The organism is Frankia sp. CeRuru1 (assembly GCF_977966315.1).
In genome coordinates this window covers 19,156-34,939 of sequence record NZ_CDWWEW010000010.1, presented here as the reverse complement: position 1 = coordinate 34,939, position 15,784 = coordinate 19,156, and the positions used below count along the sequence as shown (strand labels likewise).

Below are 15,784 nucleotides of genomic sequence, written 5' to 3'. Positions count from 1 at the left end.
GTTCGCCGGTCTCGTGTGTGAGCCCTGATCGACTCCAACGACCTGGCCCGCTGACGACCTGGCCCGCTCGCCCGCCCGCCGGCCGCGGTGGCACAGGCACCTCGGTGGGAATGTTCTGGACGGCCCCGTGTTCGTAACGCTGTAATCAATGTAAGTGTGGCGTCGGCCGAGGAGGTCGGATGCGGACCAGACGTGCCAGGGGAGACGGACCCGACCCGGCGCGGCCCGGCGGTTCCCCGCCGGTCGAGCCGCTGGACGCCTATTCCGCGGTCGTGACCCGGGTGGCCGCGGCGCTGACCCCGTCGGTGGCGAGCCTACGGGTGCGTACCCGGCGCGGCGCGGGGGCCGGTTCCGGGGTGGTGTTCACCGACGACGGGTTCCTGCTGACCTCCGCGCACGTCGTCGAGGGGCATCGGGCCACCTCCGGAGCGTCGGTCGGGCTGGCGCAGTTCGCGGACGGCACCGAGCGCGAGGTCGACCTGGTGGGTGCCGATCCGCTCTCGGACCTGGCCGTGCTGCGGGCCCGGGGCACGACCCCGCCGGCTGCCGTCCTCGGGGACGCCGCGGGTCTGCGGGTCGGCCAGCTCGTCGTGGCTGTCGGCAACCCGCTGGGGCTCACCGGCAGCGTGACCGCCGGGGTCGTCAGCGCCCTCGGCCGGTCGTTGCCGACCCGTTCGGGCTCGGCCGTGCGGGTGGTCGACGAGGTGATCCAGACCGACGCGGCCCTCAACCCGGGTAACTCCGGCGGGGCGCTGGTCACGGCCAACGCCCGGGTGGTGGGGGTGAACACCGCCGTCGCCGGTGTCGGCCTGGGGCTGGCCGTCCCGGTGAACGACACGACGAGGAAGATCCTCGCCGCGTTGATGCGCGACGGCCGGGTCCGCCGGGCGTACCTGGGGGTCGCGGGGGCGGGTGTTCCGCTGCCGCCCGCCGTGGCCGAGCGGATCGGGCAGCGCCACGGTGTCTGGCTGGCCGAGGTGGTTGTCGGTAGCCCGGCCGGGATCGCCGGGCTGTTCACCGGGGATCTCGTCCTGTCGGTGGCCGGGACGCCCGTCGTCACCCCGGGTGATCTCCAGCGGCTGCTGACCGAGGGCACGATCGGCCGGCCAGTGGAACTCACGGTGTGGCGGCGGGGCGCGTTGGTGGACGTGATCGTCGTACCCGCCGAGCTGGTGACGGCCTGAGGACCGGGCGGGCCCGGCGGACCGGGCGGACCCGGCGGACCCGGCGGACGATGTCCTACTGTCGGAGAATGCCCCGTCCCAGCGCCGATCCCCGCCGGACGCCGCCCTCAACCCGGTTGTCCCGACAGCCGGCGCGGCCGTCGTTGCAACCGTCCCCGGACCCGCAACCCGGCAGGGCCTTTCTGACCGCCTCCTACACACTGGGGGTATTTCTGGGGGTCGGGCTGGGTCTCTACGGCGTCTTCCTCGTTCCCGCCGGTCCGCGGCCGGGGGGGATGCTGCTGTCGCTCGGCGTACTGGTCGCGCTGGTGGGCAACGGGGGTGCCGCGCTGCTGGTGCGGTGGCTGACGGGCACCCGGCTGGGACCCACGACCGTGCTCATCGGCTGGGCCGTCGTCGTGCTGCTGGTCGCCAGTTCCCGCCCCGAGGGGGACCTGTTGTTGCGGGCGAGCGGATCCGGGTACGCGTTCCTGTTGCTCGGGGCACTGAGCCCGATCGCGGTCATCGTCCTCGCCGGGGCACGGCGGGGGCTCACGGTGCTTCCTCCCGGTCACTGAGCACCGGTCCGGCCACTCGGCCACTCGGCCACTCGGCCACCCGGTCGTCCGGTCGTCCGGTCGTCCGGTCGTCCGTCTCGCCCTGGGAGATGTCACCGGCTCTTGTGATGTGGGAGATGTCACCGGCCCTTGGGGACTGTCGCCCACGTGGTGAGCCCACGTGGTGAGCGGAGCGGGTAGCGTGGCCGGGTGGGCAGCCCCGCGCACCGTGGAGAGAACTGGGCCGGCGCGCCCGCCTCCCAGGCCTCCCAGGCCTCCCAGGCCGACCGGCCGACGCTGCGGACGGCGGACTTCCGCAGGGCGGTCGGCAGGTTCGCTACCGGAGTGACGGTCCTCACGACCGTCGCCGACGGTCGCCATCTCGGCATGACGGCGAACTCGTTCGTCTCGGTCTCCCTCGACCCGCTGCTGGTGCTCGCCAGCATCCGCCGGGACGCCCGCTTCCACGGTCCGCTCATGGCCTCGGGGGTGTGGGGAGTCTCGGTGCTTGCCGAGGACATGGCCGAGACGTCGCGCTACTTTGCGAAACGCGCGTATGACCAGCCCGGCGACATGTTCGCGGGATGGGAGCACTCGATCGGGCCAGAGACCGGAGTGGTCCTGTTCGACGGCGCGCTGTCGGTCTTCGAGTGCCGGACAGTCACGACCCATCCCGGGGGGGATCACACCCTCGTCCTCGGTGAGGTCGTCTCGTTCGCCCAGCCGCGGGACGATGTCGGACCGCTCGTCTTCTACGACGGGCGCTACCTCGACCCGGTGGGTGCGGATACGGGAGGAACAGAGGCGCGGAGGGAAACAGGCGCTTCCCGAAGCTAACGGGCGCTTCCCGAAGCTAACGGGCGATTCCCGAGGCGAGCGGGCGGTCTCCGGGGCTAGTTGAGCCGGGCGCGGGCCGCGGCGGCGGCTTGGCGGGCGGCCGCCGCGGCGGCCGGCTCGACCGCGGCCACCGTGTTGGCGAACGCGGCCAGATCGGTGGCCCCGCCGAGAAAGTCGCCCAACCGGACGCGGAGCTCGCCGCGCTCCCGGCGCAGGCTCGCCGGGTGGTGGGGGAGCAGCAGGGACAGCTCGACGGCCCACAGCCGCATGTGCGGCGCGTCCGAGCGCGCCCCGAGGACCCGGATGTTGCCGAGGATCCGGGTGAGCACATCCTGCGCGCTCATCGGGGCGAGGTGGGCACGGGTGAAGGCGAACCCGGCTGCGCGTACCTTTTCTGCGGCGTCGTGCACCGTCAGTAGCCGGCCGGCGGCGAACGGATCGACGAGCACGTGGTCCTGGGGGGAACCCACCGCGACCACGACGTGCCCCGGAAGCCCGACGGGATAGGCGGGGACCCCGAGCCGGGCGGCCACCTCGAGCCAGACGACGGAGAGCAGGATCGGCAGGCCGCGCCGCCGGCGCAGCACATCGGGGAGCAGCGAGGAGCGGAGGTCGGTGTAGTCGTCCTCGGCCCCGGCGAAGCCGGCGGCGAGCCCCAGGGACTCGTGCAGCGTCTCGGCGGCGATCCTCGGGTCGAAATCCCCCGCTCCCGGGCCGACTCCCTCCAAGCGCCCCGCCGCCTCGGATCCGGATCCCGGCTGTGCCTGCCCGGGTGGTGCCTGCCCCGGTGCGCCGGTCTGGCGTGCCATCGGCGTACCGTGGTCGGCCCGGGGGAACCGGGACCGTCGGCTCGAGGTCGTCCGCGCGGCGAGCAGTGGACGGGCCTGCGCGGCGAGTGTGTCGAGGGCATTCAGGGTGGCGGTGGCGTCGGGGGTGTCGGCTGCCGGGTCGACCTCGGCGGTGAGCAGATGGCAGGCGACCGCCAGGTCGATCGGCTCGCGGCGCACGACCTCGGCGAACCTGCCGCGGCTGCGGGTGCTCACGAGAGCTCGCTCGGAGCGTTCACGCCGGGGGCAGCCGCCTCCGGGGCAGCCGCTCCTGGTGGGGCAGCCGCTCCTGGTGGGGCAGCCGCTCCTGGTGGGGCAGCCGCTCCTGGTGGGGCAGCCGCCTTCAGGCCGGGCACCTTCGAATCGGGCGCCTCTGGATCGGGCGTGTCCGGATCGGACGGGTCCGGGACGGTCGTCCCCAGGACAGTCGCCTCCGCGATAGTCGCCTTCGGGGTAGTCGTATTCAGGGTAGTCGTATTCGGGACAATCTCCGTGATAGCTGTCGCACCCGGGACATTCCGCGTACGTCGTGTCGGTGGGCGGGGTGGGATGACGCGTGCCGCTACGACGGCATCCTCGGTAACCTGGACGGGTGTGCCCTCGGCAGTGACAACCGTGAGCACACCCGATGACCATGACCGCAACGTTCCGAGAACATCACTGAGGGATACCGGTCCGGGGATGCGGTGGCGGAGCATAACTCGCGCGCCGACATCGGCCGGAGTGATGCGGACGACATACACCACCAGCGCACGCCCTTGTTGTCGACACGGAACTGTCCAGGTCGATACTAAGGACTCAGTCGCCCGTGAGCCCGAGGAGGAAAAACCGGTGACCTACGTCATCGCAGAGCCCTGCGTCGATGTCAAGGACAGGGCCTGCATCGAGGAGTGCCCGGTCGACTGCATCTACGAAGGCGGACGGATGCTCTACATCCAGCCTGACGAGTGCGTCGACTGTGGTGCCTGTGAGCCGGTCTGCCCGGTGGAGGCCATCTACTACGAGGACGACGTTCCCGATCAGTGGAAGGGGTACACCGACACCAACGCGAACTTCTTTGAGGAGCTAGGGTCGCCTGGCGGCGCATCGAAGGTCGGCGCCTTGGACTTCGACCCGCCGACGGTCGCCGCGCTGGCTCCTCAGGGCGAGTCCTGAGCGGCCCTGGGAGACCCGGCAACATCTCCGGAGTCCCGCGGTCACCGGCCCGGTCCCGGGTGCGGCTGCCCGACTTCCCGTGGGACCAGCTGGTCTCCTTCAAGGAGAAGGCCCGGCTGCATCCCTACGGGTTGGTCGACCTCTCGGTGGGTACTCCGGTTGACGCCGCGCCGGCCGTCGTGCAGCAGGCGCTGGCCGGCTCCGCTGACGCTCCGGGGTACCCGCTGACCGCGGGTACCCCGGAGCTGCGCGAGGCGGCGGCCGGCTGGCTGGCCCGCCGGCTCGGCGTGCTCGTCGACCCGGGCGCGGTGCTGCCCGTGCTCGGGACGAAGGAACTGGTGGCTCAGCTCCCCGGTCAGCTCGGGCTCGAACCTGGTGACCGGGTGTGGGTGCCGACTCCGGCCTATCCGACCTACGAGGTCGGCGCGCTGCTCGCCCGCTGCGAACCGGTGGTGGGCCCGGCCGACGGGGTGACCCTGATCTGGTTGAACTCGCCGGGGAACCCGACCGGGCGGGTGCTCACGGTCGACGAGATGCGCGCCGTGGTCACCTGGGCGCGGGAGCGCGGTGTGATCGTCGCCAGCGACGAGTGCTACATCGAGCTGGGCTGGGAGAGCCGGCCCGTCTCGGTGCTGCACCCCGACGTGTGCGGCGGCTCCCACGAGGGACTGCTGGCGGTGCATTCGCTGTCGAAGCGGTCCAACCTCGCGGGCTACCGGGCCGGCTTCGTCACCGGTGACTCTGCCCTGGTCGAGGGCCTCCTCGCGGTCCGCAAGCACGCCGGCTTCATGATGCCGACGCCCGTGCAGGCCGCCATGGCGGCCGCGTACGCCGACGACATGCATGTGGCGGATCAGCGGGCGCGCTACGCCAACCGGCGGGCCGTCCTCGCGGCGGCACTCGCGGTCGCGGGATTCACCATCGATCACAGCGAGGCCGGCCTCTACCTGTGGGCAACCCGGGGTGAGGACGCCTGGGCCACGGTGGACGCGCTGGCCGAGGTCGGGATACTCGTCGCGCCCGGGACGTTTTACGGGGAGGCTGGCCGGTATCACGTCCGGATCGCCCTGACCGCTGCGGACTCGCAGGTGGCGACCGTTCCCGAGCGGATGACGATGCTGTCGCCGGTCGCCGCCACGGGGCAGCCCGACTACGGCGCTCGGCCCGACTACGGCGCTCGGCCCGACTACGGCGCTCGGCCCGGCCACGGCGCTCGGCCCGACTACGGCGCTCGGCCCGGCCACGGCGCTCGGCCTGGCTACGGCGCTCGGCCCGACTACGGTCAGCCGATCGCTCAGGGTAGCTATGGGGGCGCCGAGCCGGACATCCGTTAGCACCCGGCCCGGATCCGTGGCCCCGCTACCTCGCGAGGCCGGGGCCACCTCGTAGGGTCGGGCTTGTGAGCGCCTCGAACACATCCCTCGACTCTCCGATCGATCCCGCCGTCGACGAACTGTGGGAACGGCGGGCGGAGCTGAACACTGGCGACGCCGACGCCCGCAAGATCGTGGTGGCCGCCGTCGACGCCATCGATGCGGGCGTGGCCCGGGTCGCCACGGTCACCGCGGGCGGCTCGGTCGCCGTTGACGAGCGGGCCAAGCGGGCGATCCTGCTGTCCTTCAAGGTTCTCGCCATGGTCGAGTCGTCCGCGGGTGACTTCCGCTTCCATGACCGGGTGCCGCTCAAGACCCGATTCGATGGCGTGCGGGTGGTACCGGGCGCGATCGTGCGCTGGGGCGCGCACGTCGAGCCCGGGGCCGTCCTCATGCCGAGCTACACCAACATCGGCGGCTACGTCGGTGCCGGCACCCTCGTCGACACCTGGGCCACGGTCGGGTCCTGCGCCCAGGTCGGCCGCAACGTGCACCTGTCCGGTGGGGCCGGGCTCGGCGGGGTTCTGGAGCCGCCGAACGCGGTCCCCGTCGTCGTCGAGGACGACGCCTTCGTCGGCAGTCGCTGCATGGTGGTGGACGGCGCGCGGGTGCGCCGCGGGGCCAAGCTCGGCGCCGGGGCGATCCTGACCGCCTCCACCCATGTCTTCGACGCCACGACCGGCGCGGAATACCCGCGCGGGGAGATCCCGGAGCGGGCGGTCGCGGTCGGTTCCAACCGGGTGAAGTCGTTCCCGGGCGGGGAGTTCGCGATGCCCTGCATCCTGGTGCTGCGGACGCTCGCCGAGGGCGAGATCCACGACAAGTTGGCGCTGAACGACATCCTGCGGGAGCACGGCGTCGCCGGCTAACGATCCTGTCACCGGTTAGCGATCTTATTGCTGGCTGGCGTCCTGTCGCCGGTTAACGATCCGCTGGCCCGGTGGCCGTAGGGTGACGGCATGAGCCTCGACCTCACGGCGCCCGTCGGCGAGCTGACCCGGGCGCTGGTCGACGTGCCCTCGGTAAGTGGGGACGAGGCCGCCCTCGCGGATGCGGTGGAGAAGGCGCTCACCGCGGTGGACGGGCTGCGGGTCGACCGGGACGGTGACGCCGTGGTGGCCAGGACCGAGCTGGGGCTGCCCGGCCGGATCCTGCTCGCCGGCCATCTGGACACCGTTCCGCTGGCGGGCAACCTGCCCTCGCGTGTGGTGGGCGGGCGGCTCTACGGCTGCGGGACCTCGGACATGAAGGCAGGGGTCGCGGTCGCGCTGCGGCTCGCGGGCACGCTCCCGGTCGCCACGCCCGGCGCGATGAGTCACGACGTCACCTGGGTCTGCTATGACCACGAGGAGGTCGAGGTGGCCCGCAACGGGCTGCGCCGGCTCGCCGCCCGGCACCGGGACTGGCTGGCGGCGGATCTGGCCATCCTGATGGAACCGACCTCCGGCGAGATCGAGGCGGGTTGCCAGGGCACCCTGCGGGTGGTCGTGACGCTCCCCGGCATCCGGGCGCACTCGGCCCGGTCGTGGCTCGGGGACAACGCCATCCACAAGGCCGGCGATCTGCTCCGCCGCCTCGCCGGCTACCGGGCGCGGACGGTGACGCTGGACGGCTGCACTTACCGCGAGGGGCTCTGCGCGGTGCGGATCGACGGTGGGGTAGCGGGCAACGTGATCCCCGACCGGTGCCAGGTCACGGTAAACTTCCGGTTCGCCCCGGACCGCGGCCCCGACGAGGCGGTGGCGCATGTCCGCGAGGTGTTGGGGGGCTACGACGTCGAGGTCACCGATCTCGCTGGCGGGGCGCTGCCCGGGCTCGCCGCCCCGCCCGCGGCGGCGTTCGTCGCCGCCACCGGTCGAGTGCCGGTGGCGAAGTACGGCTGGACGGACGTGGCGCGCTTCGCCGAGCTCGGAATCCCGGCGCTCAACTACGGGCCGGGCGATCCCAACCTGGCCCATACCCGGGATGAGTACGTCGAGCTCGCCGCGATCGACGAGGCCGAGCGGCTGCTACGGGCGTACCTGTCCGGTGTTGCTTGACCGTGGTGTCACTGGACCACCTAGTTGCGATTTTTGTTACGTGTATGAGTCGTCGGGGGTTGACGCCGTGGATCCTCCCATCTCGGCACGTTAGAGTTACTCGCGTACGTGCAGTGCCGGTCGGATGGGGGGTCCGGATGGTCGGTGGTGCGGCGGGTTCGGGGGCTCGGCACCAGGCCGGGGCGCGTCGATACACAGGTGACACGTGTTGTCGGCGCCAACCAGTGTTCTCCCCGTCGTCGGTCCGAAGATGTTGCGGCCGTGGGGGGTCTGCCAGGTGACGGGCACTGTCTTCAGCCATGCACAGGTGGGGTTGGCCGCGGGGCCGGGCACGGATGCCATCCCGAAACCGCTCGACGGGGCCGATGGGCCCGCCTGGTACGACCGCTACGAGGTGGGCGCGGACCCCGGCGCGGACCGAGCGTCCGACGGTGCCGTCGGCTACCGGGCGAAGGTTCGCTGGGAACGGCCGTACGGCTGGCTGCTCGTGGGCTCCGACGCGGCCGCCTGCGTGGTCGCGGCGGGAGTGGCCTACCTGGTCCGGTTCGGCGGACTGGTCGAGTTCGACCTGAAGCCGGTCTCCGCGACGCCGTATGTCGCCATGTCGATCCTGCTGCCCGTCGCATGGGTGTTGTCGATGTACCTGAGCCGGGCGTACGAGAGCCGGTTCCTCGGCAGTGGCTCGGAGGAGTTCCGCCGGGTCCTCAACGCCGCCGCGCAGCTCACCGCGGTGGTGGCCGTCCTGTCCTATGCGACCAAGGCCGAGCTCGCGCGTGCCTACGTGCTGATCGCCTTCCCGGCGGCGCTGCTGCTGACCGTGGCTGGCCGCGCCGCCGCGCGCGGCTACCTGCACCGGATGCGCCGGGCGGGCCGCTGCCTGCACCGGGTGCTGGTGGTCGGGGCGGGGGACTCCGCGGCGGCGTTGGTCCGGCTGGCCCAGCGGGATCCGACGTCGGGCTGGTCGGTCGTCGGTGTCGTGCTCGACCGCTCGCCCGGCCGGCACAGCCACGACTCCCCGGAACGCGGGGGGTTCGACCTGTTGGGGGTGCCGATCGTCGGGACGTCGGAGAGCCTGCACACCGCCATCCGGGCAACCGCGGCGACCACGGTCGCGATCAGTCCGCAGATGGACGGCGAGACGCTGCGCCGGGTGCTGTGGACGCTGGAGGGCAGCGACGTCGACGTGCTGGTCTCCTCGGCGCTGACCGACGTGACCGGGCCGCGGATCTCGATCCGTCCGGTGGCCGGGCTGCCGCTGCTGCACATCGAGGAGCCGGAACTCACCGGCGCGCGGCGGGCCATGAAGGGCCTGTTCGACCGCAGTGTGGCCGCGGGGGTTCTCCTGCTGTGCGCGCCGTTGTTCCTGGCCCTGGCGCTGGCGGTGCGCCTGACCAGTCGGGGGCCGGCCATCTTCAAGCAGACCCGGGTCGGCCAGGGTGGCGAGCACTTCACCATGTACAAGTTCCGGTCGATGTACGTCGACGCGGAGGCGCGCAAGGCGGAGCTGGAGTCCCGCAACGAACGGGCCGAGGGGCTGCTGTTCAAGATGCGTGACGACCCGCGGATCACCAAGGTCGGGAAGTTCCTGCGCAAGTGGTCGCTCGACGAGCTGCCGCAGCTGCTCAACGTGCTGGGCGGCACGATGTCGCTGGTGGGGCCGCGCCCGCCGCTGCCGTCGGAGGTCGCCCGCTACGAGGACGACGTGCACCGCCGGCTGATGGTGAAGCCGGGGCTGACCGGCCTGTGGCAGATCAGCGGCCGGTCGGACCTCGAATGGGACGAGTCGGTGCGCTTGGATCTGCGGTACGTGCAGAACTGGTCGCTGCCCCTCGACTTCTACATCCTCTGGCGTACCGTGTTCGCGGTCCTGCGCCGCGAGGGTGCGTACTAAGCGGGATGTGTGAGCGGTGGCAGGGCGCCTGCCCCGCCACGGCCGTTCGTCCCGGCTCTGGCGGGAGGCATCAAAGTTCGCCGAGTATGGTCAGCGGCTGCTCGACGCACCGGGCGACGAAACCGAGGAACCCCGCGACCGGCGCGCCATCGCAGACCCGATGGTCGAAGGTGAGGGCGAGCTGGGCGACCTTGCGTGGGCGCACCTCACCGTCGACGACCCAGGGCCGATCAGCGATCCGCCCTACCGCGAGCTGGGCGACCTCCGGATGGTTGATGATCGGGGCGGCTCCGTCGGTGCCCAGCGCGCCGTGGTTGTTGACGGTGAAGGTCCCGCCGGTCAGCTCCGGCACCGTCAGACGGCGCTCCCGGGCGCGGTCAGTGAGCCGGCGCAGTTCAGCGGTGAGCCGCGTGGCCGTCATGTTCTGCGCATCGCGGGCGACGGCGACCGTCAGATCGTCGTCGCCCGCGATGGCGAAGCCCAGGTGGACCCACGGGAACTGGACGATCTCACCGCGGTCCGCGTCGAGCCGGGCGTTGAGCACCGGGTAGCGCTGCAGACCGGCGATGCAGAAGCGGCCGATCAGACCCAGCACGCTCACAGGCCGATCGGAAGCCGCCGCATTGATGGTCTTCCGTGCCACGAGCAGATTCGTCGCGTCCACGTCACGCCAGGTCGTCGCCTCGGGAATCTCCTGCCGGCTACGCGCCATCCGATCTGCGATCAGCCGCCGACGTCCCCGCAGAGAAATACGCATGACGCCGTCCCCGTCCGGAGTGCCTACCCGCGGCGCCGGCACCGCCGCATCCATGGGCACCGCCGTACCCATGGGCAGGGCCGGGTTGGACTCCCGGTCCCGCAGGGCCTGCTCGACGTCGGCTCGCCGCACCACCCCGCCGGGCCCGGTGGCCTGCACCATGTCGAGATCGAGGCGGGCGCTACGCGCGAGGCGCCGGACAACGGGCGAGATGGTGCGGATCACTTCACGGGAACCCACCCCGCGGACACCCGTCTCCCCGGTCGTCGTCCCCAGCGCGTCCGGATCGTCCGCGGTGGCGCCAAATCCGATGAGGGGGGGCGGCGCGCCCGCATCCCCGGCCGGTGGCGTCGGTTGCGACGACGCGTCAAGGCGGGGCACCCTGACCACCGGCGCATCGGGGGTCGGCGCGGCGGGAGATCGAACGGTCACCAGGGGCGAGCCGACATTCAGGACATCGCCGGCTGCGCCGTGGTGGATCCGGATCTCTCCCGGGTAGGGGCACGGGATCTCGATGCACGCCTTGGCCGATTCCACCTCGACGATCGGTTGGTCGATGGCCACCAAGTCCCCGACCTCGGCCAGCCATCGGACCACCGTCGCCTCGGTCAGGCCCTCGCCGAGGTCCGGGAGGTCGAAGACGACCAGTCCGTCGGCGGCCAGCGTCTCCTGGTGGTTCATCAGATCATCGTCCCTCGTCTCGACTCGGGCACCGGACCGCCGATCCATCGCGGATCCGGCTGATCATCCCACTGCAACCGGTCGAAGGCGTCGAGGAGCCGGCCGACGCTCGGCAGGTGGTATCGCTCCAGCTTCGGCGGCGGGTACGGGATGTCGAGGCCGGTTACCCGCAGAACTGGAGCCTCCAACGAGTGGAAACAGCGTTCCTGCACCCGCGCTGCGATCTCGGCGCCGACGCCGGCGAAGCCCTGGGCCTCATGCACCACCACGCAGCGGCCGGTACGTCGCACGCTCGTCATCACGGTCTCGTCATCGAACGGCACGATGGACCGCAGGTCGATGACCTCGACGTCCCAGCCGTGACCGGAGGCCACCGCCGCCGCCTCCAGGGCCAGGGGAACGGTCGGCCCGTAGACGATCAGGGTGATGTCGGTTCCGGGTCGGCGGACGGCGGCCCGGCCCAGGGGTTCGGTGCGGACGGGCAGGCTGACCTGGTCCCGGCCCCAGTAGAGTTTCTTCGGCTCCAGGAAGATCACCGGGTCTGGATCGTCGATGGCTGCCCGCAGCAACGAGTACGCGTCGGCGACGGTGGCCGGTGTGACGACCTTGAGGCCGGCGGTGTGCGCATAGTAGGCCTCGCTGGAGTCGGCATGGTGCTCCACCGCGCCGATGCCTCCGCCATAGGGGATCCGGATCACCATGGGTAGCCGCACCCGTCCACCGGTGCGGCTACCCATCTTGGCCACGTGGCTGACGATCTGCTCGAACGCGGGGTAGGCGAAGGCGTCGAACTGGAGTTCCACGACGGGTCGGAATCCATACATCGCCATCCCGACGGCAAACCCGACGATTCCCGCCTCGGCGAGTGGGGTGTCGACGCAACGGTCGGCACCGAAGGCGTCCGCGAGACCGTCGGTGATCCGGAAGACCCCGCCGAGCCGCCCGACGTCCTCACCGAGTACCAGCACCCGTTCGTCCGCCGCCAGCGCGTCCCGCAGTGCCCGGTTGAGTGCCTGCGCCATGGTCGTTCCGGTCGGACGTGGAATCCCTGCCGGCGCGGCTGCCACGCCCTTCGGCACGGCGCCGGTACCGGCCGCGCTGTTGAGGATCATGCCGTTCGCGGTCTGGTGCACCGTCATGACGCGGCACCTCCGGTGGGGGCGGCGGCCGAGTCGAGGCCGACCAGCGCGCGCTGTTCGACGAATGAGGCCGGCGGCGTCGCGTAGACGTGGGCGAACAGATTGGCCGGGGCCGTGGTGGGAGTTCCGCCCACGCCCGTGCGGACCGCTTCCGCCAAGGCTTCCGCCTCGATGGTCAGCCGCGCGTCGGCGTCGGCGTCGAGGACCCCGACGCGCCGCAGGTGGGCGGCCAGGCGCGGGATCGGGTCCTGCCGCCGCCACAGCGCGGTCTCCTCGTCGTCGCGGTAGCGGGTCGGATCGTCGGCGGTGGTGTGCGGAGCCAGGCGGTAGGTATGCGCCTCCACCAGCATCGGTCCCTGACCCGAGCGGGCATGCGCGACCGCCGCCGTGAGCACGGCGAGGACGGCGGCGACGTCGTTGCCGTCGACCTGTTCGCTGCGGATGCCGTAGCCGACGCCCTTGTACGCCAGCGCCGGAGCGGCGCTCTGGCGGGACAACGGCACGCTGATGGCGTAGCGGTTGTTCTGGATCAGGAAGACCACCGGCGCGGAGAAGACGGCGGCGAAGTTCAGCGCCTCGTGGAAGTCGCCCTCGCTGGTCGCGCCGTCGCCGACGAGGACGAGGACGATGGTCCGCTCGCCGAGCCGGCGGGCCGCAGCGGCGAGACCGGTCGCGTGCAACGCCTGGGTGGCCAGCGGCGTGGTCATCGGCCCGCACCGGTGCGCGTAGGGATCGTACCCGCAGTGGCGGTGACCCCGAACCGGGGCGAGCACGTCGAGCGGGTCCACTCCCCGAGTGAGCAACGCGGTGCTGTCACGGTAAGTGGGGAACAGCCAGTCCGTGGGCTCCAGCACCAGGGCGGCGCCGACCTGGCACGCATCCTGCCCTTCCGATGACGGGAAGGCCGCGATGCGGCCCTGGGCCGCGAGGACGCAGGCCTGCCGGTCGAACCGGCGGCCGAGCACCATCGCCCGGTAGGCGGTCAGCAGGGTCTCGCCCGCCGGCATCGGGTAATCCCCGTGCTCGTCAACAGCATCGCCCGACTCGCCAAGAAACCGTATGGGAAATGGGCTCGGAAGGTACCCGGCCACCATAGCGTGGTGGTCGGGCGTGGCCTGCGTCATCAGGCGACCGCCGGGGGGACCGCGGCGAGGCGATCGCGCCGGTCCGGCCCTCGCGGCGGTACCTGACCGCGTGGAGCGGCTGGGTCGGTCCAGAGAAAAGAGCGGTCGGCGATCATCGGGAACGGCCTTGTCATCGGTCCCACTGTCGTTGTCCCCTCGCAACAGCACTTGCTGACAAACGGTTCCCGACCAGCCGGGAGCTGGGACTTGGCATCTTTTCGTTCTCCGGCCCGGTTGGACGGCACGTTCCGCTGACATACGGATCACGGGAAGAGAGGAAAAACAGCGGTCCCGGCCCATGAGATGGGAAAAGATGGCTGGCACGCCGTCCACTGTGACAACCATGATCGCGATGAGGGGGCCACGTTGCCACCCGTCTGCCGGCGCGGTATTCGATTGATAGAGGCATCCCCCCGTGGGAAGCGCTGTCCGGCTCGCTCCGACCCGCTGGCAGTCTCAATGAGGGTAGCACAGGGGAAGTCACCCGGCGGCCGTTTGGTTTGCGGGTCGGTTGGGAAACGCTTCGCCGATCGCCGTCCGGAAAATCAGGTGGATCTTTCGGCCGACGTCTCCACCCGCCGGTGGTTGTCCCGGCGGGGCGGTCGCGGTGCCGGAATGGCGTTTATAGTGGTTCGGCCCAGCCGCGTGGTCCCCGCCCGACCCGCATTGATGAGTTGGCCCGGGGGGCATTACACTGGGACTTGGAGGAGGGGAATCACCGTGCGTCGTCTTGTGCGACGCCGACTGCCTGGAGGTCGTGGGTTGTCCGCTCCGCCAACTCGGACGATGTTGTTTGGTGTCCATCGTCACATTCTTGTTCCGTTGTTGACGATACTCGCTGTCGGCGCATTTCTCGTCACCGGCTGCACGCCGTTTCCAGGAGGGTCGTCGGATGGGGCCGCCGGTGCTCCGGCCGCGTCTGGGATGTCACCTCTGGCCCCGTCATCCCCGGCCCGCGGTACCGCGGTGCCCATCGATCCCGCGGTCGCTCGGTCGTCGTCCGCGTCCACTTCCGGACCGCCGGTGCCCGTGACCGCTCCGTCGTCGACGGCCGCTCGCTTGCCGTTGACTACCCCGTCCCCCACGGCCACGACTTCAGTGCCGGTCAACCATGCGGCGACTCCGCGACAGCCGGACGGCTCGCGGCCACGGACCGGCAATCCGTTCAGCGGGGCCACGCTCTACGCCGACCCCAACGGCCTGGCGGCGCGCGCCGAACGGAAGCTGCGGCCGACCGATTCGGCGAAGGCGGCGCTCATTAACCGGCTGGCCCGCACGCCGCAGGCGATGTGGTTCGGGGACGACGTCCCGACCAGTCAGACCCGTACCCAGGTGGCCACCCGGCTCGCGCCCGTGCGCGCGCTCGGCGCCCACCCGTTGCTGGTTGTCTACAACATCCCCGGGCGTGACTGTGGCAGCTACACTGCCGGCGGCCGGTCCAGCCCAGCCGACTATCGGGCCTGGGTGCGCGAGCTCGCCGCGGGGGTGGCCGGCGGCCCGGCGTCGGTGATCCTGGAACCGGACGCGCTCGCCTGGGCTGACTGCCTGTCCGACCAGGCGGAGCAGGAGCGTTACGCCCTGCTCCGCTACGCCGTCACCACGCTGTCCGGCAGCGGCATCTCCGTCTACATCGACGCGGGCCACGCCGAATGGCACCAGCCCACAGAGATCGCGCGCCGCCTGCGGCTGGTCGGGGTGGACAAGGCTCGCGGGTTCTCGCTGAACGTGTCGGGCTTTGGCACGACCGAGAAGGAGTCGGCCTACGGCGAGCGGGTGTCGGCGCTGCTCGGCGGTACCGCCCACTTCGTCATTGACACGAGTCGCAATGGGCTGGGACCGACCGAGGACCGGCAGTGGTGCAACCCGCCTGGCCGCGCTCTGGGCGCTACACCGACCACCGCGACCGGTAGCCCGCACGGGGACGCCCTGCTCTGGATCAAGACGCCGGGCCAGTCGGACGGGCCTTGTAACGGTGGCCCTCCCTCGGGGGTGTGGTGGTTGGACTACGCAGTCAAGCTGGTGCAGAACACAATCGGATGATCCATGGCGGATGATCCGCTGCGGTCGTGGCCTCGGGGGAGTTGGTCTTAGGATGTGGTCTCATTGCCGATGGTTCCACCTGCGCACGGTAGGACGTGTCGTCAGAGATGGTCGTACCGGACCCGTGAGGCGGCCAGACTTTCCCGATCGGACCAGTTCCTACGGACCGCGCGGCCCACATGGTTCCCCACCATCGCGGGG

Annotated in this window: 14 protein-coding genes; 9 read left to right on the top strand and 5 right to left on the bottom strand. The window is 71.3% G+C overall.

The window, feature by feature from the left end; genetic code table 11:
* Positions 1–179: 179 nt before the first annotated feature.
* From AC08OP_RS01740 to AC08OP_RS01730, 3 genes are all read left to right on the top strand, one after another.
* Positions 180–1,184 (top strand): S1C family serine protease, encoded by a 1,005-nt coding sequence (locus AC08OP_RS01740; protein ID WP_476612591.1) that lies wholly within the window; start codon positions 180–182, stop codon positions 1,182–1,184.
* 68 nt (positions 1,185–1,252) lie between these two features.
* A complete protein-coding gene (locus tag AC08OP_RS01735; RefSeq protein WP_476612590.1) occupies positions 1,253–1,741 on the top strand; it encodes a DUF6113 family protein in 489 nt (162 codons plus the stop codon).
* Between the two features lie 189 nt (positions 1,742–1,930).
* Complete coding sequence (locus AC08OP_RS01730; RefSeq protein WP_476612589.1) at positions 1,931–2,557, top strand: flavin reductase family protein; 627 nt, start codon at positions 1,931–1,933, stop codon at positions 2,555–2,557.
* Positions 2,558–2,613: 56 nt separating this feature from the next.
* Here AC08OP_RS01730 and AC08OP_RS01725 read toward each other — a convergent pair whose 3' ends face one another.
* Positions 2,614–3,600 (bottom strand): transglutaminase family protein, encoded by a 987-nt coding sequence (locus AC08OP_RS01725; RefSeq protein WP_476612588.1) that lies wholly within the window; start codon positions 3,598–3,600, stop codon positions 2,614–2,616.
* A complete protein-coding gene (locus AC08OP_RS01720; protein ID WP_476612593.1) occupies positions 3,597–4,127 on the bottom strand; it encodes a putative acetyltransferase in 531 nt (176 codons plus the stop codon). The genes AC08OP_RS01725 and AC08OP_RS01720 overlap by 4 nt, the downstream gene beginning before the upstream one ends.
* A gap of 88 nt (positions 4,128–4,215) precedes the next feature.
* On the opposite strand from AC08OP_RS01720, the gene fdxA reads away from it, so the two are divergent.
* The 5 genes from fdxA (at position 4,216) to AC08OP_RS01695 (ending at position 9,842) form a co-directional block, all read left to right on the top strand.
* A complete protein-coding gene (gene fdxA, locus AC08OP_RS01715) occupies positions 4,216–4,539 on the top strand; it encodes a ferredoxin (protein ID WP_011438232.1) in 324 nt (107 codons plus the stop codon).
* A gap of 59 nt (positions 4,540–4,598) precedes the next feature.
* Complete coding sequence (gene dapC, locus AC08OP_RS01710) at positions 4,599–5,873, top strand: succinyldiaminopimelate transaminase (RefSeq protein ID WP_476612587.1); 1,275 nt, start codon at positions 4,599–4,601, stop codon at positions 5,871–5,873.
* 65 nt (positions 5,874–5,938) lie between these two features.
* Positions 5,939–6,781 (top strand): 2,3,4,5-tetrahydropyridine-2,6-dicarboxylate N-succinyltransferase, encoded by an 843-nt coding sequence (locus AC08OP_RS01705; protein ID WP_476612586.1) that lies wholly within the window; start codon positions 5,939–5,941, stop codon positions 6,779–6,781.
* Between the two features lie 90 nt (positions 6,782–6,871).
* Positions 6,872–7,951 (top strand): succinyl-diaminopimelate desuccinylase, encoded by a 1,080-nt coding sequence (dapE, locus tag AC08OP_RS01700; protein WP_476612585.1) that lies wholly within the window; start codon positions 6,872–6,874, stop codon positions 7,949–7,951.
* A 277-nt stretch (positions 7,952–8,228) separates the two neighbouring features.
* Positions 8,229–9,842, top strand: a complete 1,614-nt coding sequence (locus AC08OP_RS01695; RefSeq protein WP_476612584.1) for a sugar transferase — start codon at positions 8,229–8,231, stop codon at positions 9,840–9,842.
* A 70-nt stretch (positions 9,843–9,912) separates the two neighbouring features.
* Here the strand turns inward: AC08OP_RS01695 and AC08OP_RS01690 are convergent, their stop codons facing one another.
* The 3 genes from AC08OP_RS01690 to AC08OP_RS01680 form a co-directional block, all read right to left on the bottom strand.
* Positions 9,913–11,280 (bottom strand): dihydrolipoamide acetyltransferase family protein, encoded by a 1,368-nt coding sequence (locus AC08OP_RS01690; RefSeq protein ID WP_476612583.1) that lies wholly within the window; start codon positions 11,278–11,280, stop codon positions 9,913–9,915.
* Positions 11,280–12,302, bottom strand: coding sequence for an alpha-ketoacid dehydrogenase subunit beta (locus tag AC08OP_RS01685; RefSeq protein ID WP_476612592.1), 1,023 nt, complete (start codon positions 12,300–12,302; stop codon positions 11,280–11,282). The genes AC08OP_RS01690 and AC08OP_RS01685 overlap by 1 nt, the downstream gene beginning before the upstream one ends.
* 113 nt (positions 12,303–12,415) lie before the next feature.
* Entirely contained in the window at positions 12,416–13,426 is a 1,011-nt protein-coding gene (locus AC08OP_RS01680) for a thiamine pyrophosphate-dependent enzyme (protein ID WP_476612582.1), read from the bottom strand.
* Positions 13,427–14,641: 1,215 nt separating this feature from the next.
* On the opposite strand from AC08OP_RS01680, the gene AC08OP_RS01675 reads away from it, so the two are divergent.
* Positions 14,642–15,583 carry a glycoside hydrolase family 6 protein gene (locus AC08OP_RS01675; RefSeq protein ID WP_476612581.1) on the top strand — a complete coding sequence of 314 codons (942 nt, stop codon included), beginning with the start codon at positions 14,642–14,644 and terminating at the stop codon, positions 15,581–15,583.
* Positions 15,584–15,784 lie beyond the last annotated feature (201 nt).

Coding starts and splice junctions, on each gene's coding strand:
- AC08OP_RS01740 (WP_476612591.1), top strand. CDS start 180: ATGCGGACCAGACGTGCCAGGGGAGACGGACCCGACCCGGCGCGGCCC.
- AC08OP_RS01735 (WP_476612590.1), top strand. CDS start 1,253: ATGCCCCGTCCCAGCGCCGATCCCCGCCGGACGCCGCCCTCAACCCGG.
- dapE (WP_476612585.1), top strand. CDS start 6,872: ATGAGCCTCGACCTCACGGCGCCCGTCGGCGAGCTGACCCGGGCGCTG.
- AC08OP_RS01690 (WP_476612583.1), bottom strand. CDS start 11,280: ATGAACCACCAGGAGACGCTGGCCGCCGACGGACTGGTCGTCTTCGAC.
- AC08OP_RS01685 (WP_476612592.1), bottom strand. CDS start 12,302: ATGGCGCAGGCACTCAACCGGGCACTGCGGGACGCGCTGGCGGCGGAC.
- AC08OP_RS01680 (WP_476612582.1), bottom strand. CDS start 13,426: ATGCCGGCGGGCGAGACCCTGCTGACCGCCTACCGGGCGATGGTGCTC.